Raw genomic sequence first — 23,192 nt, forward strand, 5'->3', positions numbered from 1 at the left:
GTTCCCGAACGTTGCGAGACTCGGCCAAGAAGCCTACATCCCGCGGGGCGACGGGGTTTCCTACAGGTTGATGGTTCTGCTGGTCGTCGACCTGTGGGGACTCACTCGCCCCGGGTCTTCTTGATGATCTCGTCAGCAACGTTCCGAGGAACCTCGGCGTAGCTGTCGAACTGCATCGAGTACACCGCGCGGCCCTGCGTCTTGGAACGCAGGTCACCGATGTACCCGAACATCTCGCTCAACGGTACCTGGGCGCGCACGACCTTGACGCCGGTCGCGTCCTCCATGGACTGGATCATCCCACGACGCGAGTTGATGTCGCCGATCACGTCGCCCATGTACTCCTCGGGCGTCCGGACCTCGACGGCCATGACGGGCTCGAGGATGACCGGGTCGGCCCGCTTGATGCCCTCCTTGAAGACCATCGAGCCGGCGATCTTGAACGCCATCTCCGAGGAGTCGACGTCGTGGTAGGCGCCGTCGAGCAGCGTGGCCTTGACCCCGACCACGGGGAACCCTGCCAGCACGCCCTGCTGCATCGCCGACTGGATGCCGGCGTCGACGGACGGGATGTACTCGCGCGGGATGCGTCCACCGGTGACGGCGTTGACGAACTCGTAGAGCTCGCCCTCGGTCGTCTCGAGCGGCTCGAAGGTCACCTGGACCTTGGCGAACTGACCCGAACCACCGGTCTGCTTCTTGTGCGTGTAGTCGACCTTCTCCGCGGCGCGGCGGATCGTCTCGCGGTACGCCACCTGCGGCTTGCCGACGTTGGCCTCGACGCGGAACTCGCGACGCATGCGGTCGACGAGGATGTCGAGGTGGAGCTCGCCCATGCCGCCGATGACGGTCTGACCGGTCTCCTCGTCGAGCCTGACGCGGAAGGTGGGGTCCTCCTGCGCGAGCTTCTGGATCGCCGTCGAGAGCTTCTCCTGGTCGGCCTTCGTCTTCGGCTCGATGGCCACGTCGATGACCGGCTCCGGGAAGGTCATCGACTCGAGGATGACCGGGTTCGCCGGGTCGCACAGGGTGTCACCGGTGGTGACGTCCTTGAGCCCGATGAACGCGTAGATGTGCCCGGCGTGAGCCTCTTCGACCGGGTTCTCCTTGTTGGAGTGCATCTGGAAGAGCTTCCCGATGCGCTCCTTCTTCCCCTTGGTCGAGTTCTGGACCTGCGCGCCCTGCGCCACCTTGCCCGAGTAGACGCGGACGTAGGTGAGCTTGCCGAAGAACGGGTGCGTGGCGACCTTGAACGCGAGGCCCGAGAACGGCTCCGCCTCGTCAGGACGACGCTCGACGATCTTCTCCGCGTCCTTGACGTCGTGACCCTGGACGGCCGGGACGTCGAGCGGGGTCGGCAGGTAGTCGATGACGGCGTCGAGCATGGGCTGCACGCCCTTGTTCTTGAACGCCGAACCGCACAGCACCGGGAAGGCCTGCGAGGTGATGACGAGCTTGCGGATACCGGACTTGATCTCGGCGACCGTGAGCTCCTCGCCGCTCAGGAACTTCTCGAGCAGGTCGTCGTCAGCCTCCGCGACGGCCTCGACGAGCTCGGCCCGGTACTGCTCGGCCTTCTCGACGAGGTCGGCGGGGATCTCCTCGACCTCGTACTCCTCGCCCATCTTGGTGTCGCCGCGCCACGTGAGCGCCTTCATCTCGAGAAGGTCCACGACGCCCGCGAAGTCGTTCTCAGCACCGATCGGCAGCTGGATGACGAGCGGCTTCGCCTTGAGGCGGTTGATGATGGTGTCGACCGTGAAGTAGAAGTCGGCGCCGAGCTTGTCCATCTTGTTGACGAAGCAGATGCGCGGGACGTCGTACTTGTCCGCCTGGCGCCACACGGTCTCCGACTGGGGCTCTACGCCCTCCTTGCCGTCGAACACCGCGACCGCGCCGTCGAGCACGCGCAGGGAACGCTCCACCTCGACGGTGAAGTCCACGTGACCGGGGGTGTCGATGATGTTGATCTGGTTGTTCTTCCAGTAGCAGGTCGTCGCGGCGGACGTGATCGTGATGCCGCGCTCCTGCTCCTGCTCCATCCAGTCCATCGTCGACGCACCGTCGTGCGTCTCACCGATCTTGTAGTTCACACCCGTGTAGAACAGGATGCGCTCGGTGGTGGTGGTCTTGCCGGCATCGATGTGGGCCATGATGCCGATGTTGCGGACCTTGTTCAGGTCGGTCAGCACGTCGAGTGCCACGGTGCGTTACCCCTTGTCGGTGGAAGGTCGGAAGCCGGGCCGGAGGGCCGGCTGCCGGCCGGTTCCGGATCCGCGGACGGCCCCGGGGGTCGCCCGGGGCCGTCCGTGCGCATCACCAGCGGTAGTGCGCGAAGGCCTTGTTCGAGTCGGCCATCTTGTGCATGTCCTCGCGGCGCTTGACCGCGGCACCGAGGCCGTTCGAGGCGTCGAGGATCTCGTTCATCAGACGCTCCGTCATCGACTTCTCACGACGGGCGCGCGAGAAGTCGGTGAGCCAGCGCAGCGCGAGCGTCGTCGAGCGCACCGGGCGCACCTCGACGGGCACCTGGTAGGTGGCGCCACCGACACGGCGGGAGCGAACCTCGAGCGCGGGGCGGACGTTCTCCAGCGCGCGCTTGAGCACGACGACCGGGTCCTGATCCGTCTTGGCACGGACGCCCTCGAGGGCGCCGTAGACGATTGCCTCGGCGGTGGACTTCTTGCCGTCGAGCAGGACCTTGTTGATCAGCTGCGTCACGACGGGCGACCCGTAGACGGGGTCGACGATGAGCGGCCGCTTGGGGGCCGGACCCTTGCGAGGCATCAGGCCTTCTCCTTCTTCGCGCCGTACTTGCTGCGACCCTGCTTGCGGTTCTTGACACCCTGGGTGTCGAGCGCGCCGCGCACGATCTTGTACCGCACGCCCGGGAGGTCCTTCACACGGCCGCCGCGCACGAGCACGATCGAGTGCTCCTGCAGGTTGTGGCCGACACCGGGGATGTACGCCGTGACCTCGGTACCGGAGGAGAGCTTCACGCGCGCGACCTTACGGAGCGCCGAGTTCGGCTTCTTGGGGGTGGTGGTGTACACACGGGTGCACACGCCGCGCCGCTGGGGGGATGCGCGGAGGGCCGGCGTCTTGGACGCCGTGACCTTCGTGCTCCGGCCCTTGCGGACGAGCTGCTGGATCGTAGGCACTACGTCTCCGTCGTCTTCTCGAGCTCACGAGGGCCGGCTGGCCCTCGACGGTGGTCTGTCTGGCTTGTGTGCCGATCGCATGCGGCACAGGCGGCCCTTGCGGACCGCAACGCCACTTACCACCGGCTCGATGGCCCGGTTCCGCTCCCCCGCCCTGACGGGCAGTCCGAACGGTCTTCCGGGGTACTCGTACGCTCAGATCGGCGACGCGTCCGGCAGCCGTTCCGAACCGGGAGGCTCGGGCTGACAGCGGGACGCGCGCGCGACGGCACGGGCACGGCTCCCAAGATTACCCGCGGAAGCAAGCGGGGTCAAAGGAATGGGAGGGGCGCACGCTGTGACGTGCGCCCCTCCCGTCCTACCTTGCATCTACCTCGCGACGACGTCGAGGCCGGATCAGCGGAGCTAGGGTCCCCGCGGGTCCCCGCAGCGAAGCGAGGAACCCGTGGGGTCTAGCGGAAGTCGCCGAAGTCCAGGTCCTCCAGCGGGATCGCCTCGCCCGAGCCCATGCCGAGCGTCGGGAAGTCGATCTCGTCGTAGCCGAAGCTCGGGTAGAGCTCGGCCTTGGCCTGCTCGGTCGGCTCGACCTTGATGTTGCCGTACCGGGGCAGGCCCGTTCCGGCGGGGATGAGCTTACCGAGGATGACGTTCTCCTTGAGGCCCAGCAGCGGGTCACGACGACCGCTCATCGACGCCTCCGTGAGCACGCGGGTCGTCTCCTGGAAGGAGGCGGCCGAGAGCCACGAGTCGGTGGCGAGCGACGCCTTCGTGATGCCCATGAGCTCCGGACGGCCGGAGGCCGGCTGGCCACCCTCCGCCACGGCACGGCGGTTCGCGTCCTCGAAGCGGGTGCGCTCCGCGAGCTCACCCGGCAGCAGGTGCGAGTCACCCGAGTCGAGCACGGTCACGCGCCGCAGCATCTGCCGCACGATGACCTCGATGTGCTTGTCGTGGATGTCCACACCCTGCGAACGGTAGGTCTCCTGGACCTCGTCCACCAGGTGCTTCTGCGTCGCGCGGGGCCCGAGGATGCGCAGCACCTTCTTCGGGTCGACGGCGCCCACGACGAGCTGCATGCCCACCGTGACCTGGTCGCCGTCCGACACCAGCAGACGCGCGCGCTTGGTGACGGGGTAGCGAATCTCCTCGCCACCGTCGGCCGGCGTGAGGACCAGGTGCCGCGTGCGGTCCGAGTCCTCGATGGCCACCGTGCCGGTGTACTCCGCGATCGGCGCCTCACCCTTGGGGGTGCGGGCCTCGAAGAGCTCCGTGACGCGCGGCAGACCCTGCGTGATGTCCTCCGCGGAGGCGACACCACCGGTGTGGAAGGTACGCATGGTCAGCTGGGTACCAGGCTCACCGATGGACTGCGCCGCGATGATGCCGACGGCCTCGCCGATGTCCACCAGCTTGCCGGTGGCCAGGGAGCGGCCGTAGCACTTGGCGCAGGTCCCGACGCGCGACTCGCAGGTCAGCACCGAGCGCACCTTGACGCTCTCGATCCCGGCGGCGATCACCTTGTCGATGATCACGTCGCCGGCGTCCGAGCCCGCCTCGGCCACGACGTTGCCGTCCGCGTCCACGACGTCCATCGCGAACGTGCGCGAGTAGATACTCGTCTCGACGCGCGGGTGCGGCACCAGCACGTCGCCGATGCGCTCGGCGACGGGCAGCGCGAGCCCGCGCTCGGTACCGCAGTCCTCCTCGCGGATGATGACGTCCTGCGACACGTCGACGAGGCGACGGGTCAGGTAGCCGGAGTCCGCGGTACGCAGCGCCGTGTCGGCCAGACCCTTGCGGGCACCGTGCGAGGCGATGAAGTACTCGAGGACGGACAGGCCCTCGCGGTAGTTGGACTTGATCGGGCGCGGGATGATCTCGCCCTTCGGGTTCGCCACGAGGCCGCGCATACCGGCGATCTGGCGGACCTGCATCCAGTTACCACGAGCACCCGAGGACACCATGCGGTACAGGGTGTTCCGCGCGTCGCTCTCGAGGTTCTCGCGCATGACCGACGCGATCTTGTCGGTGGCCTGGGTCCAGATCTCGATGAGCTCCTGACGGCGCTCGTCGTCGGTGATCAGGCCCTTGTCGAACTGGTCCTGGACCTTGAGCGCACGCTGCTCGTGCTCGTCCAGGATCTTGTTCTTGACGTCCGGCATCGCGACGTCGGAGATCGCGATCGTGACGCCCGAACGCGTGGCCCACTTGTAGCCGGCGTCCTTCAGCGCGTCGAGCGACGTCGCGACGTCGACCTTCGGGTAGCGCTCCGCCAGGTCGTTGACGATCGTCGAGAGCTCCTTCTTGCCGACGACACCGTTCTGGAACGGGTAGTCGACCGGAAGGGCCTCGTTGAAGATCGTGCGCCCCAGCGTCGTCTCGAACAGGAGCGTCTGACCGGGCTCCCAGCCCTCGGGGGCCTCGAAACCGCTGGTCGGCGGCACGAGGTCGTCCATCCGCAGCCGGATCTTCGCGTTGAGGTCGAGCGACCCGCGGTCGAGGGCCATGATCGCCTCGGCCTGCGACGAGAACACGCGGCCCTCGCCGTCGGCCTCCGGGCGGTCGGACGTGAGGTGGTGCAGACCGATGATCATGTCCTGCGAGGGCATGGTGACCGGACGGCCGTCCGACGGCTTGAGGATGTTGTTGCTCGAGAGCATGAGGATGCGGGCCTCGGCCTGCGCCTCCGCGCTCAGGGGCAGGTGGACCGCCATCTGGTCGCCGTCGAAGTCCGCGTTGAACGCGGCGCACACGAGCGGGTGCAGGTGGATGGCCTTGCCCTCGACGAGCTGCGGCTCGAACGCCTGGATGCCGAGACGGTGCAGCGTGGGGGCACGGTTCAGCAGCACGGGGTGCTCCTGGATGACCTCCTCCAGCACGTCCCACACCTCGCCGCGGGTGCGCTCCACCATGCGCTTCGCGCTCTTGATGTTCTGCGCGTGGTTGAGCTCCACGAGCCGCTTCATGACGAACGGCTTGAACAGCTCGAGCGCCATCTGCTTGGGCAGGCCGCACTGGTGCAGCTTGAGCTGCGGGCCGACCACGATGACCGAACGGCCCGAGTAGTCGACGCGCTTGCCGAGCAGGTTCTGGCGGAACCGCCCCTGCTTGCCCTTGAGCATGTCGGAGATCGACTTCAGCGGGCGGTTGCCCGGCCCGGTGACCGGACGGCCGCGGCGGCCGTTGTCGAACAGCGAGTCGACGGCCTCCTGGAGCATCCGCTTCTCGTTGTTGACGATGATCTCCGGCGCGCCCAGGTCGAGCAGGCGCTTGAGCCGGTTGTTGCGGTTGATCACGCGGCGGTACAGGTCGTTCAGGTCGCTCGTGGCGAAGCGGCCACCGTCGAGCTGCACCATGGGGCGCAGGTCCGGCGGGATGACCGGCACGGCGTTGAGCACCATCGCCGTGGGCGAGTTGGTCGTCGTGAGGAACGCGTTGACGACCTTCAGGCGCTTGAGCGCGCGCGTCTTGCGCTGACCCTTGCCGGAGCGGATGGTCTCGCGCAGCGACGCGGACTCGGCCACCAGGTCGAAGCTCTCGAGGCGCTTCTGGATCGCCGCGGCGCCCATCGAGCCCTCGAAGTACGTGCCGTAGCGGTCGACGAGCGTGCGGTACAGCATCTCGTCGCCCTCGAGGTCGGCGACCTTCAGGTTCTTGAACCGGTCCCAGACCCGCTCGAGGCGGTCCAGCTCGGCGTCCGCGCGCTTGCGCAGCTGAGCCATCTCACGCTCGGCGGAGTCGCGGACCTTGCGGCGCGCGTCCGCCTTGGCACCCTCGGCCTCGAGCTCAGCCAGGTCGCCCTCGAGCTTCGTGGCACGGATGTTGATGTCGTTGTCGCGGCGGTCCCCGATCTCCTTCTTCTCCAGGTCGATCTCGTTCTGAAGGTTCGGGAGGTCCTCGTGCCGCGCCTCGTCGTCGACCCACGTGATCATGTAGGCCGCGAAGTAGATGACCTTCTCGAGGTCCTTCGGCGCCAGGTCGAGCAGGTAGCCGAGGCGGGAAGGCACACCCTTGAAGAACCAGATGTGCGTGACCGGGGCGGCGAGCTCGATGTGGCCCATGCGCTCACGGCGCACCTTCGAGCGCGTCACCTCGACGCCGCAGCGCTCGCAGATGATGCCCTTGAAGCGCACGCGCTTGTACTTGCCGCAGTAGCACTCCCAGTCCCGGGTGGGGCCGAAGATCTTCTCGCAGAAGAGCCCGTCCTTCTCCGGCTTCAGGGTGCGGTAGTTGATTGTCTCGGGCTTCTTGACCTCACCGTGCGACCAGGCACGGATGTCGTCGGCCGTGGCCAGGCCGATACGCAGCTCGTCGAAGACATTGACGTCGAGCAAGATGTCCTACTTCCTCAAAACTTGTGGAATGTCCGCTAGTTCAGCTGGTCGCTGGATCAGATCTCGTCGACCGTGGCGGCAGAGTTGGGGCGGCGGGACAGATCGATGCCCAGCTCCTCCGCGGCGCGGTACACCTCGTCGTCGGACTCCTTCATCTCGATGGAGGTCCCGTCGCTCGAGAGCACCTCGACGTTCAGGCACAGCGACTGCATCTCCTTGAGGAGCACCTTGAACGACTCCGGGATGCCCGAGTCGGGGATGTTCTCGCCCTTGACGATCGCCTCGTAGACCTTGACGCGGCCCGGGACGTCGTCCGACTTGATGGTGAGCAGCTCCTGCAGCGTGTAGGCCGCGCCGTACGCCTCGAGAGCCCACACCTCCATCTCGCCGAAACGCTGACCGCCGAACTGCGCCTTACCACCCAGCGGCTGCTGCGTGATCATCGAGTACGGACCGGTCGAACGCGCGTGGATCTTGTCGTCGACCAGGTGGTGGAGCTTGAGGATGTACATGTAGCCCACGGCCACCGGGTCGCCGAACGGCTCGCCGGAGCGGCCGTCGAACATCCGCGCCTTGCCGTCCATGGCGACCATGCGGTCACCGTCGCGGTTCGGCAGGGTCGTGCCGAGCAGACCGCGCAGAGCGACCTCCTCCAGGCCGTCGAACACCGGCGTCGCCACCGGCGTCCCCGGCTCCGACTTGGACGCGACCTCGGGCAGGGTCTCCTTCCAGGAGAGGTCCTTGCCCTCCGCCAGGTCGATGTCCCATCCACGGCTGGCGACCCAGCCCAGGTGGGTCTCGAGCACCTGACCGACGTTCATACGGCCGGGCACGCCCAGCGGGTTCAGGATGACGTCGACCGGCGTGCCGTCGGGCAGGAACGGCATGTCCTCCTGCGGCAGGATCTTCGAGATGACGCCCTTGTTGCCGTGGCGACCCGCGAGCTTGTCGCCCACGGTGATCTTGCGGCGCTGGGCGATGTAGACGCGCACCAGCTGGTTCACGCCGGCGGGCAGCTCGTCGCCGTCCTCCCGGTTGAACTCGCGCACGCCGATGACCGTGCCGGACTCACCGTGGGGCACCTTGAGCGAGGTGTCGCGCACCTCGCGCGCCTTCTCGCCGAAGATCGCGCGCAGCAGGCGCTCCTCCGGGGTCAGCTCGGTCTCGCCCTTCGGGGTGACCTTGCCGACCAGCACGTCGCCGGCGCCGACCTCGGCGCCGATGCGGATCACGCCGCGCTCGTCGAGGTCCGCCAGGACGTCCTCGGAGACGTTCGGGATGTCCCGCGTGATCTCCTCGGGCCCGAGCTTCGTGTCGCGGGCGTCGACCTCGTGCTCCTCGATGTGGATCGAGGACAGCACGTCGTCCTCCACGAGGCGCTGCGACAGGATGATCGCGTCCTCGTAGTTGTGGCCCTCCCACGACATGAATGCCACGAGCAGGTTGCGGCCGAGCGCGAGGTCACCCTCGTCGGTCGCCGGGCCGTCGGCCAGCACGGAGCCGACCTCGACCCGCTGGCCCTCGTCCACGAGCACGCGCTGGTTGTAGCTGGTGCCCTGGTTCGAGCGGCGGAACTTCGCAGCGCGGTACGAGCCCGTGGTGCCGTCGTCGTTCGCGACCAGGACCAGGTCCGCGGAGACCTCGGTGACGACACCGGGCTTGGTGGCCATGATGACGTCGCCCGCGTCCACGGCCGCGCGACGCTCCATGCCGGTGCCGACCAGCGGCGCCTCGGAGCGCACCAGCGGCACGGCCTGGCGCTGCATGTTGGCGCCCATGAGCGCGCGGTTGGCGTCGTCGTGCTCGAGGAACGGGATCAGGGCCGTCGCGACCGACACCATCTGGCGCGGCGAGACGTCCATGTAGTCGATCTCGGCCGGCGGCAGGTCGTCGGTCTCGCCGCCCTTGGTGCGCACCAGCACGCGCTCGCGCTGGAACGTGCCGTCGGCGGAGAGCTCCGTGTTCGCCTGCGCGATGATGTGGCGGTCCTCGTCGTCAGCCGTGAGGTAGACGATCTCGTCGGTGACCTTGCCGTTCACGACCTTGCGGTACGGCGTCTCGATGAAGCCGAACGGGTTGATCCGACCGAACGACGCGAGCGAGCCGATGAGGCCGATGTTCGGGCCCTCAGGGGTCTCGATCGGGCACATGCGGCCGTAGTGCGACGGGTGGACGTCACGGACCTCCATGCCGGCGCGGTCGCGGGACAGACCACCCGGGCCGAGGGCGTTGAGGCGACGCTTGTGCGTCAGGCCCGCCAGCGGGTTGTTCTGGTCCATGAACTGCGACAGCTGCGAGGTGCCGAAGAACTCGCGGATCGACGCCACCACGGGGCGGATGTTGATCAGCGTCTGCGGGGTGATCGCCTCGACGTCCTGCGTCGTCATGCGCTCGCGCACGACGCGCTCCATCCGGGACAGGCCCGTGCGCACCTGGTTCTGGATGAGTTCGCCGACCGCACGGATGCGGCGGTTGCCGAAGTGGTCGATGTCGTCCGTCTCGACGCGGACCTCGATCGCCTTGCCGTCCTTCGTGCCGGGCATGGCGGCGTGGTCGGCGTGCAGCGCGGCGAGGTACTTGATCGTCGCGACGACGTCGGTCACGGACAGCGTGGAGTCCGCCAGCGGCGCGTCGACGCCGAGCTTCTTGCTGATCTTGTAGCGGCCGACCTTCGCGAGGTCGTAGCGCTTGGAGTTGAAGTAGAAGTTCTCGAGCAGCGCGCGACCGGCCTCGACCGTGGGCGGCTCGCCCGGACGGATCTTGCGGTACAGGTCGACGAGGGCCTCGTCCTGGGTGTGGACGTGGTCCTTCTCGAGGGTGTCGAGGATCGACGGGTAGTTCGCGAACTCCTCGCGGATCTCCGCCTCAGTGAGGCCAAGGGCCTTCAGCAGGACCGTGACGGGCTGCTTGCGCTTGCGGTCGACGCGCACGCCGACGGCGTCGCGCTTGTCGATCTCGAACTCGAGCCACGCGCCGCGCGACGGGATGACCTTCGCCGAGAAGACGTCCTTGTCGCTCGTCTTGTCCGGCGTGCGCTCGAAGTAGACGCCCGGGGAACGGACCAGCTGGGAGACGACGACGCGCTCGGTGCCGTTGATGATGAACGTGCCGCGCGCGGTCATGAGCGGGAAGTCGCCCATGAAGACCGTCTGGCTCTTGATCTCACCGGTCGTGTAGTTGACGAACTCGGCCGTCACGAACAACGGGGCGGCGAAGGTGAAGTCCTTCTCCTTGCACTCCTCCGCCGTGTACTTCGGCGGCTCGAACCGGTGGTTCGAGAAGGAGAGGGACATCGACTGTCCGAAGTCCTCGATCGGGGAGATCTCCTCGAAGATCTCCTCGAGGCCCGACGTCGCCGGGACGTCGGCCCGGCCGGCCGTGGTGGCGGCCTCGACCCGGGCCTGCCAGGCCGGGCTGCCGAGCAGCCAGTCGAAGCTCTCGGTCTGCAGCCCGAGGAGGTCGGGGACCTCGAGCGGCTCGTAGATCTTGGCGAAGGAGACGCGGCGGGAAGCGGTGCGATTCGCGATGGCGTCGGCGGACGGAACAGAAGGGGTGCGCGAGGCAGCCAAGAGGGGTCCTTCCCTGCAGTTCGATGGCACGCTGTACGCTCAGCGAGGCTGCAGGCGCCGGACCGCGGAGAAGGACCGTCCGAGGGGTCACGAAGGGGTGACCGCAGGGGCGGGGCTTCGTCGGCGGGGGAGGCGTCGGGGCACAAGCGAGCGCAAAGCGCTAGCATAGCCAGAACTTCGACGTTTGTCCACTCGCGCGGGCACACGAGCAGACGCCCTCGGTTCTGGCTCTTTGAGGACGTTCTCTCGGTGGCCGCCATATGCCGCCCAAGAAACGGTTGTCGTACCACCCTAACCCGTGCTAGCAAGCCCAGGCCAGGTGCCGGCGCGCGACGTCCGTCACGACACCACACCTCCACATCCGCGTGACGCCATGCCCATCGATGCGGCAGTTCGGGGACGGTGCGGCAGTTCGAACTGCCGCACCGTCCCGAAACTGCCGCATCGGCTTCCGCGCGCGGACGCAGCGAGGCCCGCACCCCTGGGGATGCGGGCCTCGCAAGAAGCGATGCGCGGCTAGGCCGCGACGATCACTTGAGGGTGACGGTGGCGCCGGCGCCCTCGAGAGCGGCCTTGGCCTTCTCGGCGGCGTCCTTGTCGGCAGCCTCGAGAACCGGCTTCGGTGCGCCGTCGACCAGGTCCTTGGCCTCCTTGAGACCGAGGGACGTGAGCGTGCGCACCTCCTTGATGACCTGGATCTTCTTGTCGCCGGCGGCCTCGAGGATGACGTCGAACTCCGTCTTCTCCTCGGCGGCGTCGGCGTCGCCGGCACCGCCGGCGGGGGCGGCCACGGCCACGGCGGCCGGGGCGGCGGCGGTGACGTCGAACTTCTCCTCGAAGGCCTTCACGAACTCGTTGAGCTCGATGAGGGTGAGCTCCTCGAAGGCGGACAGGAGCTCGTCGGTGCTGAGCTTCGCCATGATGGCGTTCCTTTCAATCAGTGGCCCGTGGTGCCTGTTGGCCGTCCACGCGATCCGTCTGGTGCGTCCTGGGGCCCGAGGGCCCGGCAGAAGCAGAGGGGGGTGGTGCTCGCCGCGCCGCCGTCAGGCGGCAGCGGCCTCCGATTCCTGCTTCTGACGCAGGGCATCGATGACGCGAGCGGCCTGGGCCGGCTTCGCGCTGAAGGCGTAGGCAGCCTGGTAGAGCTTGGCCTTCATCGCGCCGACCGTCTTGGCCAGCAGGACCTCGCGGGACTCGAGGTCCGCGAGCTTGGTGATCTCTGCAGCGGTCAGCGGGTTCCCGTCGAGGACACCGCCCTTGATGACCAGAGCAGGGTTCGCCTTGGCGAAGTCACGCAGGCCCTTGGCGGCCTCGACCGGGTCCCCGGTCACGAACGCGATCGCGGAAGGACCCTTGAGGTCGGCCTCGAACGAGTCGATGCCGGCCTCCTTGGCCGCGATGGACGTCAGCGTGTTCTTCACCACGGCGTAGGTTGCGTTGCCGCTGAGCGACCGACGCAGCTCCTTGAGCTGCGCGACGGTGAGCCCGCGGTACTCGGTCAGCACGGCCGCGTTCGACTCGCGGAACTTGCCCGCGACCTCTGCGACTGCGGCTGCCTTGTCCGGCCTCGCCATGGCAATCCTTCCGGTGGTGGTGCCACCGGTACCCGCAAACGAGAAAGAGCCCCGACGCAGGTGCGCACAGGGCTCGGAGCTCACAGTCAAGCTGTGTGATCGTCATCGTGTTCGCCTGCGCAGGCCCCCGTACGTTCACGGGACTTCGGTCTTCGGCTTCCTGGGCGAGCCCGGGCAGCGTCTGACGACCGGCGGTCTTGGGTTACCCGAGAAGCGTACACGACGGCGGGTGGTGGGTCGGCACGCTCCTGGTGACGACCCACCACCCGCCCCGACCTGTCACGGCATGGCGTCGGCCGTCACTGCGACGTGAACGGGCGGTCGGGCCCTGGGGGGGCACGGCCGAGGCCGTGGCCGCAGCACCGACCACGGCCGTAGTGGCGAGCAGCAGACCAGCGATGATGCGGGTGGTACGTGTCTTCATCGAACGCCCTTTCCGTCGGATGTCGCCCGTGAACCGTGGGCCGCCGAGACGGCTCGCTCATCACACCGACGTCACCCCTCGGACGCAAGGGGTGGTCCACATCACAGGACGAGCGGCCCGAAGCAGACGAGCGGGACCGGCTCAGGCTCGTCCGCGACGGCGCGGGCAAGCGCCTCCCCCGGTCGCAGGCCGTCGCGCAAGCCCTCGTGCAGCGCAGGCATGACACGCACCGCGATGTCGTCTCGCAAGGGTGCGACGCTCGCGATCACGGCGCGCGCCCCCATGCGAAGCAGGACGCTCGTCAGGCCGAGCGGTTCGCCGCCGCGACGGATGCTCGCCGACCCGACGTCACAGGCCGAGAGGACGACCACCGAGCGCGAGAGATCTCTGCCGTCGAGCTCGTGGGCGAACAGTGGCCCGTCGGCGAGCAGGACGCTGGAGAAGACCGGGTTGTCCGGCTCGTGGGTGCCGTGGGCCGCCAGGTGCACGACAGGGGCTTGCTCGATGGCGTCGGACACCGCCGCGCACGTCGCGTCGTTCCCCACCAGAGCGCTCGCGCCACTCCCCCAGACCCGTGCCACCTCGGCTGCCTCGGCGCTCGCATGCCTCAGTCCGGGGCCAGCCACGGCCAGCCCTGGGCCCGCGGCCCATCCCGCGTCCCCACGGGTCACCCACGAGTTGACGACCGTCGAGACCCCTCGACGGGAGGGCAGAAGCGACCAGGGGACCGACACCAACCGGTCTCTGGCGGCGACATAGGCGGGCCCCTCGACCCCGGCACCCCGGACCAGAGCGTCGTCCAGCCACGTGAGCCCGCGGGCAAGAGACTGGGACGCCGACACTCGCAGCGACGCCGGGAGCAGTGGGTTGGAGAGCACCTGGAGGTCCGCACGCACGCGCCGCACCTGCTCCAACGTCGGCTCGAGCGGCGCGAGGTCGAGAAAGCGCGTGGTGTGGCGGTCAATGCGTACTGCACACACGCGATCCCTGATCATCATGAGTTCCAGGACCGTGCGGTCCGACTCCTCGGCCCGGAGAACCGCACGGAGCTCGCGAGCCGAGGTCGGCCGCGGGACGCTGGCGTGGCCGTCGGCATGCCACGACCGCTCGCGGGCCTGACTCTGCAGCCGGCGCGCGTTCCTCCGGAGCCGCCCCTGCTCGACCGCAGAGTCCGGGTCGCCCTCGAGCTGCCGGGCCCGCTCGGCGAGCCGCCGGGCAGCTCCGACCATCGCGGCCATCTCGGGGTCTTCCGGCGGTCGAACGCGTCCCGAACCCGCAAACGTGGCACGCCCCCGCTCGACCGCGTCGAAGACCGCGTCCGCACGACCCGAACGAAGCGCCGCGTCCAGGTCGACGGCCTGCAGGCGGATGCCGTGCGCGGAGGCCGCCGTGACCGCCTCGACGGCTCCCAGTCGCTGCCGCTGCCGGGCGAGCAGCCGGTGGCCCTTGCGCACGGCGGCGAGCCCGGCGCGGCGGTCCCCGTCCTCGTAGGCACACAGGGCGCGAACCACCTGGGCACGCAACTGCGTGCCCAGGGACAGGCCGGGCGCGGGAGGGAGATGGTCAAGACGTTCGACCGCATCGCCACGATCACCGCTACGGACCGCTGCTTCGGCAGTGACCAGCTCGAGGTCGACCGCCAACCGATCCGCGCCGGGCAACGCCCGCGCACGCTCCCCGAGCTGTGCCGCGTCCTGAGCGAGGCGGAGGAACGCACTGGGTGAGGCGCCGCCGTCCACGAGGAGACCATGCCGAGCATCGACGGTGATCAGTCCGGCCCGCAGGTCGAGGAGGTCGTGGCCGGCCCGGCGCGCTCGGCCCTGTACCCGTCGGGAGATGGTCATCGCCTCGTCGTAGCGTCCCAAGCCCACCAAGCACCGGGCCTGCCCGACCTGGGCATCGATCAGGTCGCGCCAGCCGTGCGTCTCCGCGAGGAGCGTCGCCGCCATGCCGAGAGCGTCCTCGGCCTCCGTGAGAAGACCGGCCTCATAGAGAACGGCCGACTTGTCCATCAGGCCGATGCCGGCATGCTCGGGCGGCGCGTCCTTCGCTGCCGCGTCCATTGATCGGAGCGCCAGGGGCAGGTCCCCACCAAGGAACCATGCATATCCCAGGTTGTGCTCGGCCATGAGCCGAACTGCCGTCTCGCCGACTGCCTGGGCGAGGTCGCGCCCCCGTGTCAGATCCCCCACTGCGACCTCGAGCTCGCCGGTCTCGAGGCACAACCAGCCCCTATTGATCAGCACCGGGATCAGGTCACGGTCGTCGGCCACGCCTTCGAGGGCCGCGTCGAGCTCGCGCCGCGCGCCCCGGAGATCGCCCATCCGCATCAGCTGAAGCCCCCGGTGGCCGCGCACGACCGCGAGCATCGAATCGTCGTGCGCGGTCAGCGTGAGCGCTTCAGCGGTATCGAGGAGGTCTGTGACGGTGTCACGCGTAGCCCCACGCTCGTATTCGCAGGTTGCGATCCCGACGAGGATGCGGGCGCGGACGCGGACGATCTCCGGGTTCTCCGCGGAGCCCAGGCGATCGAGTCGACGTAGCGCAGCTCGGTAGGTACGAAGCGCAATTCCGAAGCGTCGGTGCGTTCGTGCGCTCGCCCGAGCCCGTTCGACCTGGTCCAGCACGGCATCGAGCCCGTCCACGCCTCACCTCATGTCGTCGCCCTGGATGCCCGGCTCACCTCCGACCGACAGTCCACCGGTCGCGTCGGTGATCGCCGACCAGATCTGCTGCACCCTCGTCGTCACGAGGGTATCGGCGTCGGTCTCGTCACCCAACGCGCGGGAGTCCTGGCGCAAGGCCAGAAGCTCACGAGCGATCTCTCCGGCCAAGACAGGTGCGGCGAACGAGGTGCCGCTCCAGGTTGCGAACCCACCCTGGAAGCCCTCGGGATCGATGGTCGACCGGTACTGGTCCGAGTGCCGCTCCTTCAGGCGCAGCGAGGGCGTGATGGGGCCGTCGAGCGTCGTCGGTACGGTGCTCACAACACCGGCCCCCGGCCGCAAACACGTCACCCACGGTCCGTCGTTGCTGAAGAGCGCAGTCGTCCCGTCGGGGTTCAGCGCACCCACCGTCAGGATCGGCGGGCGCTCGGGTGATGTGTCACCCGCGTCGGTGATCGTCGGGGGTGCGGATCGTCGATCGACCTCGGGAGCGAAGGCCGCGGGGAACTCCGGTCGTGTCTCGCCGTCGTTGCCTGCTGCGACCACAACGGCGACGCCGGAGTCCCGCAGCCGGGCGAGCACCGATCGGAGCGGGTGATCCCACCGCATGTCCTCAGGACGCTCGTGGTAGTAGCCCATGGAAAGCACCACCACGTCCACCGCCACGTAGCCGTCGGCTCCTGCCAACCCACGGTCGTGGAAACGCGCGAGACGACGAAGCGACTCTATGACGTCGGACTCGGCAGCGACACCGGACCCACCGACCGTTCGCACGGGGAGGATCAAGGCATCCGGGCAGATCTGGTGCACGATGCCCGCGATGAACGTCCCGTGACCCGCGACCGGATCGAGCGGACCGGTCAACGGGGAAGTGCTCGCCCCGCCGATCTCTGCGTCTTCCTCCGGGAACCGGGGGGCTGGATAGGTGCCAATCGGCTCGCCCCCGAGCAGGGCGTCGCGGATGACGATGTCGTTACCGTCAGATGAGCCGTCCGCGCTGTAGGTACCGAACCAGTCGTGAGTGCCGATGCCCGTGTCAAGAACCGCCACGACCGGACGCCGGGCACCGTCCGGGACGCGCCACACATCACCGTCGTCGCGTACCCGCCGGACCGGTGGCCCCCCGAGCCAACGGACCGGCGTCCGGCCTCCCGATCCCGCCACCCCGTACTCGGCGAGTCCTTCGGACGTGTGCGTCGAGAACGGATGGGTCGAGAACGGATGCGTCGAGAACGGATGCGTCGAGAACGGATGCGTCGAGAACGGATGCGTCGAGAAGGGGTGCGTCGAGAAGGGGTGCGTCGAGAAGGGGTGCGTTGAGAAGGGGTGCGTCGAGAACGGCAACGCCGACATCACATGGTCCAGGCTGAGCGACCATGCCGTCGACTCGTCGTCACCGTCGGCCTCGAGCGCCTCCCACGCGTCCGGCTGCGCGTCCTGGCGCTCGGGGAGCAGCCGGAGGACGAATCCGTGCTCCTCGTCCACGGCCCCGAACAGGTCGTCCTCGGATGCCTGGGCGTCAGGCTGGTACCTCACCTGAAGGCCGAGCCGGCAGCCCTGGCGACGTGCCTCCCGCTCGACACGTGTCGCCGCGGCATCGTCGTCCGGGTACTGCACGTCGAGGAGCCGTGGCCGGGGATCCTCGCTCCCCGGACGTCGAACACGCTCGCGCAGGCCGCTCGGCAGTTCCCCGTGCACGATCACGCGATCGGCGACGTACCAGGTGGGGTCGACCGCCCGGCGACCCGGTCGCGCACGCAGCGCGTTCGGGTCGAGGTAGCGCATCGGTGGGTCGACGGGTCGCTGCGACGGCCGGTTTGGGCCGCTGGGCGTCTCGGTCACGTGTCCTCCTTGTCACGGGCGCGCCGCAACGGCGCGTCATCAGTGGAGAGCGCCCCGAGGCGCTCGCGAGATCAGAGCTCGATGACCGGGGTGGCGACGGTGACGTCGTCACCGTCGGCGAGGCGCACGAGCAGGCTGGTGGGGCCGCGGTCGACGGCGGTGAAGGCGAAGCGGCCGTCGGCGTCGGTGGTCGTGGTGCGCTCGCCGTCGGGCTGGCGCAGCTCGACGACCAGCGTGTCCGCGGGCGCCACCCAGCCGTCCACGCGCACGTGGGCGCCGTCGTCGTCCAGCGAGAGGGCGACCATCACGGTCAGCCGCTCGTGCGTGAACGTGATGGTGCGCGCCTCGAGAGGCGTGGTGTCGCCGCGCACGGAGCCGACGGGGGCTTCGATCTCCTGCAGCTCCATCACCTCGGCCTCGAGCCGCGCGAGGGTCATCGCGAACATCGACCGCTCCACGAGGCCGTCGGGCACCGGGTCCACCGCCCGGACGACGCGACCCAGGCGGTCCAGGACGGCGACGTCGCGCTCGTCCATCGGCTCGTCCTCGCCGGGCACGGGCGCACCCCACGCGTTCTCGTGCTTCCTGCTCATGTCCACGAGGCCTCCCCCTGCTCGGTGAGGACGGCGCGCAGCTTCGCCAGGCACCGTCCCCGTGTGGCACCGATGCTTCCCACCGGCATGCCGATCGACGCCGAGATCGCCTTGTAGTCCGGGCGGTCGGCGAGCGAGACGAGTCGCAGCAGCTCCTGGCAGCGCGCCGGGAGCCGACGGAGCGACGACCAGAGGATCCGATCGCGCTCGTCGTTCAGCACCTCGGCCTCCGGCCCCGGGCCGGCGTCCGGCAGGGCCGCGGCCCCCTCCGTCACGTCGTCCGGCAGCTCGGTGCGTCGGCGCAGGTCGGCGCGCCCCTTACGCACCGTCTCCCACGCCGCCCGCCGGGCCGTCACCAGCAACCACTTGAGCACGGCCTTCGGCTCGGCGATCGTGTCGGCGTGCCGCACGAGGGCCGCCCACGTGGACTGCACCACGTCGTCGGCCACGTCGCGGTCGACGCCTTGAGCGCGGACCGTGTGCCACAGCAGCGGTGTGGCCTCACGGACCAGGTCCGTGAGCGCGTCAGCGCGGCCGTCGCGATACTCCAGCAGCGCCCGGGCCGCCCGGTCACCCAGGCTCTCTTCGGCGTCGGTCCCACCGAGAGGGTCCTCCGTGGCTCGTGTCATGGCAGATCGCACCTCGTGAGGGCTCGTCGAGTGTCCGGGGCCGCTGCGCCCCGGAACCTCCGAGCCTACGGCCTGCGCCCTCGGCGCAATACGACCGGGTTGCATCGCCATGCAAGTCCCTCCTCCGCGCGCGTGCCGGTGCGGCGTACTCGTCATCGCCCGGGAGAGAGGGCGGCCCGGGCCGCGTGATACACGCGGCCCGGGTCGATGGTCCACTGGTTTCTTTTAGCTTCGGGCGGGTCAGAACTCACCCTCCGGTCGCCAGCCGCCCGCCGATGACGTCCGCGACCTCGTAGCCGTTCGTCGCGTCCCAGTTGATCGACCAGGTCATGACGCCGCCAATCGGGCCGTAGGGCTCGTCCGGGCTGAAGGCGCCGCAGCCGGTGCCGGCCTCCAGGCAGTCCAGGGCGCTGACGACGTTCGCGAGCGGCTGGTAGCCGCCCCCGGCCGCGCTCGGGACGGCGGGGACGCCGATGCCGACCTGATCCGGCCGCAGCCCCATCTCCAGCTGGATACAGGACAGGGCGGTGAGGAAGTCGACCGTGCCCTGCTGGTAGACCTGCTGGTCGCACCCGAGCATCGACCCCGAGTTGTAGTACTGCGTGTTGACGATCGTGAGGATGTCCTTGATCGCCAGGGTCAGCTGGTAGTACCCGGAGCTCGTCGACTGGTAGTCGATCGTCTGGGGCGCCATCGTCAGGACGAGGTCGTCGCCGGCCTTCGCCGACAGCTGGTGCAGGGCGTCCCCCATGTGCTCGGCGTCGATCCCGTGCTCGAGGTCGATGTCCACGCCGTCGAAGCCGTACTCCTGCATCAGCGCGTACGCGGAGTCGGCGAAGGCCGCCGCCTCCGCCGGGCTCGAGACGACCACGTTGCCCTCCTCTCCCCCGACCGACAGCACCACCTTGCGGCCCTGGGCGTGCATCGCCGCGATGTCGTCCTTGAACTGGGCCTCGGTGTACCCGCCGAGCTCCGCGCTCGCGAGCTCGAACGTGATGCCGCCGGGGGTGTCGGCCAGGTTCTCCGCAAAGGCGATCGCCACGAGGTTGTACGCCTCCGGCACCTCGGAGAGCGGCAGCGTCGCCGACCCGTTGTCGAAGTTCTGCCAGTAGCCGGTGAGCCAAGGCCCGCCGGCAGCCGCGGCGGCGGCCGCGTCCCCCTCGTCCGCTGGCGCGCTCGACGCCGCCGCCACCACGGCGCCGGTCAGCGCGATCGCGACCGCGCTCGCCGCGGCGACCAGCCCACCGAGCAGCTGGCGGCTGCGCGCGCCGCCCGCTCGGTCGACCGGCCGCACGGCAGATCTCGAAACAGGTCTCACGATGTGCTCCCTCGTCGAGTGGTCCGGATCACTCGACGCTAGGACCGCGAGGGGCGCGGCGGCATGAGGGATACCACGTGACCTGCGCGCCGCGGGGTCAGGGAGATCGCGTATGCCCCCGGGCAGCTGTGCCCTGGGAGGACGACGACGGCCCGGCACCCTCGCGGGTGCCGGGCCGTCGTCGGAGGTTCAGCGGGTCCCTGCCGGGATCACGCCTCGATCAGGCGTGGATCACGCGTCCTCGAGGAGCCGCGTGGTACGCGACTGGTCGAGCGGGATGCCCGGGCCCATCGTCGTCGCCATCGTGGCCTTGGTGATGTACCGGCCCTTCGAGGACGTCGGCTTGAGACGCAGGACCTCGTCGAGCGCGGCGGCGTAGTTCTCCACCAGCGCCTTCTCGTCGAACGACGCCTTGCCGATGATGAAGTGCAGGTTCGAGTGCTTGTCCACCCGGAACTCGATCTTGCCGCCCTTGATGTCGGTCACGGCCTTGGCCACGTCCATCGTCACGGTGCCGGTCTTCGGGTTCGGCATGAGACCGCGGGGGCCCAGCACCTTGCCCAGTCGACCGACCTTGCCCATGAGGTCCGGCGTCGCGACGGCGGCGTCGAAGTCGGTGTATCCGGCGGCCACCTTCGCGATGAGCTCGTCGCCACCGACCTCGTCGGCGCCGGCCGCGATGGCCTCCTCGGCCTTGGCCGCGTTGGCGAAGACGAGCACGCGGGCCGTCTTGCCGGTGCCGTGGGGCAGGTTGACCGTGCCGCGGACCATCTGGTCGGCCTTGCGGGGGTCGACGCCCAGGCGGAACGCGACCTCGATGGTCGCGTCGTACTTGACCGTCGCGGTCTCCTTGGCGAGGCGGATCGCCTCGAGGGGGGCGTACAGGGCGTCGCGGTCGATCTTCTCCGCCGCGGCGCGGTATGCCTTGCTGCGCGTTGCCATCTGCTTCTCCTTCTGCAGTCGTGGTGAGCGGGCCCGCGCGGGCCCTGCCACGTGCCCGACGCCGATCGCCGGGACTTGCACGCACCGCCCGGACTGCGATCAGGTCACAGCCCGGGCGGCGCGTCCTCGGATCACTCCGAGACGGTGATGCCCATCGAACGAGCGGTGCCAGTGACGATCTTCATCGCGGCGTCGACGTCGTTCGCGTTGAGGTCCTGGAGCTTCGTCTGGGCGATCTCACGGACCTGGTCCTGGGTGAGCTGCGCGACCTTGACCGTGTGCGGCGTCGCGGAACCCTTGGCCACACCGGCGGCCTTCTTGATGAGCTCGGCGGCCGGCGGCGTCTTCGTGATGAAGGTGAAGGAGCGGTCCTCGTAGACCGTGATCTCCACTGGCACGACGTTGCCGCGCTGCGACTCGGTGGCCGCGTTGTAGGCCTTGCAGAACTCCATGATGTTCACGCCGTGCTGGCCGAGCGCGGGGCCGATCGGCGGGGCGGGGGTGGCCGCACCGGCGTTGATCTGGAGCTTGATGAGGCCCGAGACCTTCTTGGACTTGGGAGGCATGTTGCGTTCCTTGCTTTCTGTTCGTGGGCCGACGCCGTGGGCGATGACCCGGTTGCAGTGCCGTCGTGCCTTGCGGAGGCCTGCGAGGTTTCCACAGGCTCAACCGGCGAAGACGATCAGATCTTGGCGACCTGGTTGAACGACAGCTCGACCGGGGTCTCCCGGCCGAAGATGGAGACGAGGACCTGGAGCTTCTGGGCCTCGGCGTTGATCTCGGAGATCGTGGCAGGCAGCGTGTCGAACGGGCCGTCGGTGACGGTCACGGACTCGCCCACCTCGAAGTCGACCTCGACCGGGGTCTTGGCCGTCGCGCCACCGGCACCGGCACCCGACTTGCCCGACTCGGGGGTCGCCTCGACGAACACCGGCGCCAACATCGAGTAGACCTCGTCGAGCGTGAGCGGCACGGGCTGGTGCGTGTGGCCGACGAAGCCGGTGACGCCCGGCGTGTGACGCACCGCGCCCCACGACTCGTCGGTGAGGTCCATGCGCACGAGGACGTAACCGGGGATGCGCACGCGGCGGACGGTCTTCTTTTGCGCGTTCTTGATCTCGGTCACCTCTTCCATGGGGACCTCGATCTGGAAGATGTAGTCCTCCATGTTCAGGCTCTGGATGCGGTTCTCCAGGTTGGCCTTCACGCGGTTCTCGTACCCGGCGTACGAGTGGATGACGTACCAGTCGCCGAGCTGTGTGCGCAGGGTGCGGCGGAACTCCTCGGCCGGGTCCTCGACGACGTCGCCATCGGCGTCCGAGGGACGCTCCTCGTCGGCAGCGGCCTCGGGGGCCTCGGCCTCGTCGGCAGCGGCCTCGTCGGCGACGTCCTCTACGACCTCGGGCTCGTCGGCGACGTCCTCTGCGACCTCGGGCTCGTTGGCAGCAGCTTCCTCGGCGACCTCGGCGTCGCCCTCAGGCTCGACGTCCGTCGCCGGGTCCGTGGCGGTGTCCGCGGGCACGTCGAGGTCCGCCGCGACGCCGTCGGCGTCGGGCTGGGTGGGGTCGACGTTCTCCGTCTGGTCCAGCGGATCCTGGGACACGAAAGAACCTGCTTTCTGGAATCTTCTTGCTTCGGTGGTCGGACGTCCGGCGGTCGGCCCAGGTCAGTCGCCGAAGATGGCGAGCACGCCCAGTCCGATGACGTAGTCGAGCGCCGTCACGAACAGCATGACCACAACGACGAACACCAGGACGACGATCGTGTAGTTGACCAGCTCCGAGCGGGTCGGGGTGACGACCTTCCGCAGCTCCGCCACGACCTGCCGCACGAACTGCACGATGCGCGCGAACAGGTGCGGGCGCTTGCCGGTGTCCGGCTTGGCGCCGCCGGGCGTACCCACGGCCTCGGCCGGTGACTCGCTCACTCGCTCTACCCCGTTTCGCGTTCCCACCGCGGCCACGCCACCTGCCGGCGACGCACCCACGGCACTGACTCCTGGCGTTCCGAGGTCACGCGGACGTTGGCCCCGCTGCGCGCGGCCCCACGGGGGATCACGCTGGCAGGGTAGACAGGACTCGAACCTGCAACCTGCGGTTTTGGAGACCGCTGCGCTACCAATTGCGCCACTACCCTACGT

16 protein-coding genes and 1 tRNA gene are annotated in these 23,192 nt (G+C 69.0%); all 17 read right to left on the reverse strand.

Annotated features, from left to right (window positions below):
* Window positions 1–101: 101 nt before the first annotated feature.
* The 17 genes from fusA to AC1C2W_RS09595 all read right to left on the reverse strand — a co-directional run bounded on the left by fusA (window position 102) and on the right by AC1C2W_RS09595 (window position 23,188).
* The gene (gene fusA, locus AC1C2W_RS09515; protein ID WP_495388626.1) at window positions 102–2,204 is read right to left on the reverse strand and encodes an elongation factor G; all 2,103 of its coding nucleotides are present in this window, start codon (window positions 2,202–2,204) and stop codon (window positions 102–104) included.
* Window positions 2,205–2,316: 112 nt separating this feature from the next.
* Window positions 2,317–2,787 carry a 30S ribosomal protein S7 gene (gene rpsG / locus AC1C2W_RS09520; RefSeq protein ID WP_495388627.1) on the reverse strand — a complete coding sequence of 157 codons (471 nt, stop codon included), beginning with the start codon at window positions 2,785–2,787 and terminating at the stop codon, window positions 2,317–2,319.
* Window positions 2,787–3,161: a 30S ribosomal protein S12 gene (gene rpsL, locus AC1C2W_RS09525; RefSeq protein WP_495388628.1), complete on the reverse strand. Its 375-nt coding sequence runs from the start codon at window positions 3,159–3,161 to the stop codon at window positions 2,787–2,789. The genes rpsG and rpsL overlap by 1 nt, the downstream gene beginning before the upstream one ends.
* Window positions 3,162–3,613: 452 nt before the next feature.
* Entirely contained in the window at window positions 3,614–7,495 is a 3,882-nt protein-coding gene (locus AC1C2W_RS09530; protein ID WP_495412961.1) for a DNA-directed RNA polymerase subunit beta', read from the reverse strand.
* Between the two features lie 56 nt (window positions 7,496–7,551).
* Window positions 7,552–11,064 carry a DNA-directed RNA polymerase subunit beta gene (rpoB, locus tag AC1C2W_RS09535; RefSeq protein WP_495388630.1) on the reverse strand — a complete coding sequence of 1,171 codons (3,513 nt, stop codon included), beginning with the start codon at window positions 11,062–11,064 and terminating at the stop codon, window positions 7,552–7,554.
* A 530-nt stretch (window positions 11,065–11,594) separates the two neighbouring features.
* Window positions 11,595–11,984, reverse strand: a complete 390-nt coding sequence (gene rplL, locus AC1C2W_RS09540; protein ID WP_495388631.1) for a 50S ribosomal protein L7/L12 — start codon at window positions 11,982–11,984, stop codon at window positions 11,595–11,597.
* Between the two features lie 123 nt (window positions 11,985–12,107).
* Window positions 12,108–12,638: a 50S ribosomal protein L10 gene (gene rplJ, locus AC1C2W_RS09545; protein WP_495388632.1), complete on the reverse strand. Its 531-nt coding sequence runs from the start codon at window positions 12,636–12,638 to the stop codon at window positions 12,108–12,110.
* Between the two features lie 525 nt (window positions 12,639–13,163).
* Window positions 13,164–15,707 carry a CHAT domain-containing protein gene (locus tag AC1C2W_RS09550; protein WP_495412962.1) on the reverse strand — a complete coding sequence of 848 codons (2,544 nt, stop codon included), beginning with the start codon at window positions 15,705–15,707 and terminating at the stop codon, window positions 13,164–13,166.
* Window positions 15,708–15,710: 3 nt separating this feature from the next.
* A complete protein-coding gene (locus AC1C2W_RS09555; protein ID WP_495412963.1) occupies window positions 15,711–17,570 on the reverse strand; it encodes a S8 family peptidase in 1,860 nt (619 codons plus the stop codon).
* A 71-nt stretch (window positions 17,571–17,641) separates the two neighbouring features.
* Window positions 17,642–18,163: a hypothetical protein gene (locus AC1C2W_RS09560; protein WP_495388635.1), complete on the reverse strand. Its 522-nt coding sequence runs from the start codon at window positions 18,161–18,163 to the stop codon at window positions 17,642–17,644.
* Window positions 18,160–18,792, reverse strand: coding sequence for an RNA polymerase sigma factor (locus AC1C2W_RS09565; RefSeq protein WP_495388636.1), 633 nt, complete (start codon window positions 18,790–18,792; stop codon window positions 18,160–18,162). The genes AC1C2W_RS09560 and AC1C2W_RS09565 overlap by 4 nt, the downstream gene beginning before the upstream one ends.
* 247 nt (window positions 18,793–19,039) lie before the next feature.
* Entirely contained in the window at window positions 19,040–20,110 is a 1,071-nt protein-coding gene (locus tag AC1C2W_RS09570; protein WP_495412964.1) for a chitinase, read from the reverse strand.
* Window positions 20,111–20,341: 231 nt separating this feature from the next.
* Window positions 20,342–21,052 carry a 50S ribosomal protein L1 gene (gene rplA, locus AC1C2W_RS09575; protein WP_495388638.1) on the reverse strand — a complete coding sequence of 237 codons (711 nt, stop codon included), beginning with the start codon at window positions 21,050–21,052 and terminating at the stop codon, window positions 20,342–20,344.
* 131 nt (window positions 21,053–21,183) lie between these two features.
* Window positions 21,184–21,618: a 50S ribosomal protein L11 gene (rplK, locus tag AC1C2W_RS09580; RefSeq protein WP_495388639.1), complete on the reverse strand. Its 435-nt coding sequence runs from the start codon at window positions 21,616–21,618 to the stop codon at window positions 21,184–21,186.
* A gap of 116 nt (window positions 21,619–21,734) precedes the next feature.
* On the reverse strand, window positions 21,735–22,655 hold the full coding sequence (nusG, locus tag AC1C2W_RS09585; RefSeq protein WP_495412965.1) for a transcription termination/antitermination protein NusG: 921 nt from the start codon (window positions 22,653–22,655) through the stop codon (window positions 21,735–21,737).
* A 63-nt stretch (window positions 22,656–22,718) separates the two neighbouring features.
* On the reverse strand, window positions 22,719–22,979 hold the full coding sequence (gene secE, locus AC1C2W_RS09590; protein WP_495388641.1) for a preprotein translocase subunit SecE: 261 nt from the start codon (window positions 22,977–22,979) through the stop codon (window positions 22,719–22,721).
* Window positions 22,980–23,112: 133 nt separating this feature from the next.
* Window positions 23,113–23,188 (reverse strand) — tRNA-Trp (locus AC1C2W_RS09595).
* Between the last annotated feature and the right edge of the window lie 4 nt (window positions 23,189–23,192).

Source organism: Isoptericola sp. Y581, from assembly GCF_059445475.1.

Excerpts from the sequence above, each read along its gene's own strand:
- rpsG (WP_495388627.1), bottom strand. The coding sequence starts at position 2,787 with ATGCCTCGCAAGGGTCCGGCCCCCAAGCGGCCGCTCATCGTCGACCCC.
- rplL (WP_495388631.1), bottom strand. The coding sequence starts at position 11,984 with ATGGCGAAGCTCAGCACCGACGAGCTCCTGTCCGCCTTCGAGGAGCTC.
- rplJ (WP_495388632.1), bottom strand. The coding sequence starts at position 12,638 with ATGGCGAGGCCGGACAAGGCAGCCGCAGTCGCAGAGGTCGCGGGCAAG.
- AC1C2W_RS09560 (WP_495388635.1), bottom strand. The coding sequence starts at position 18,163 with ATGAGCAGGAAGCACGAGAACGCGTGGGGTGCGCCCGTGCCCGGCGAG.
- AC1C2W_RS09565 (WP_495388636.1), bottom strand. The coding sequence starts at position 18,792 with ATGACACGAGCCACGGAGGACCCTCTCGGTGGGACCGACGCCGAAGAG.
- rplA (WP_495388638.1), bottom strand. The coding sequence starts at position 21,052 with ATGGCAACGCGCAGCAAGGCATACCGCGCCGCGGCGGAGAAGATCGAC.
- rplK (WP_495388639.1), bottom strand. The coding sequence starts at position 21,618 with ATGCCTCCCAAGTCCAAGAAGGTCTCGGGCCTCATCAAGCTCCAGATC.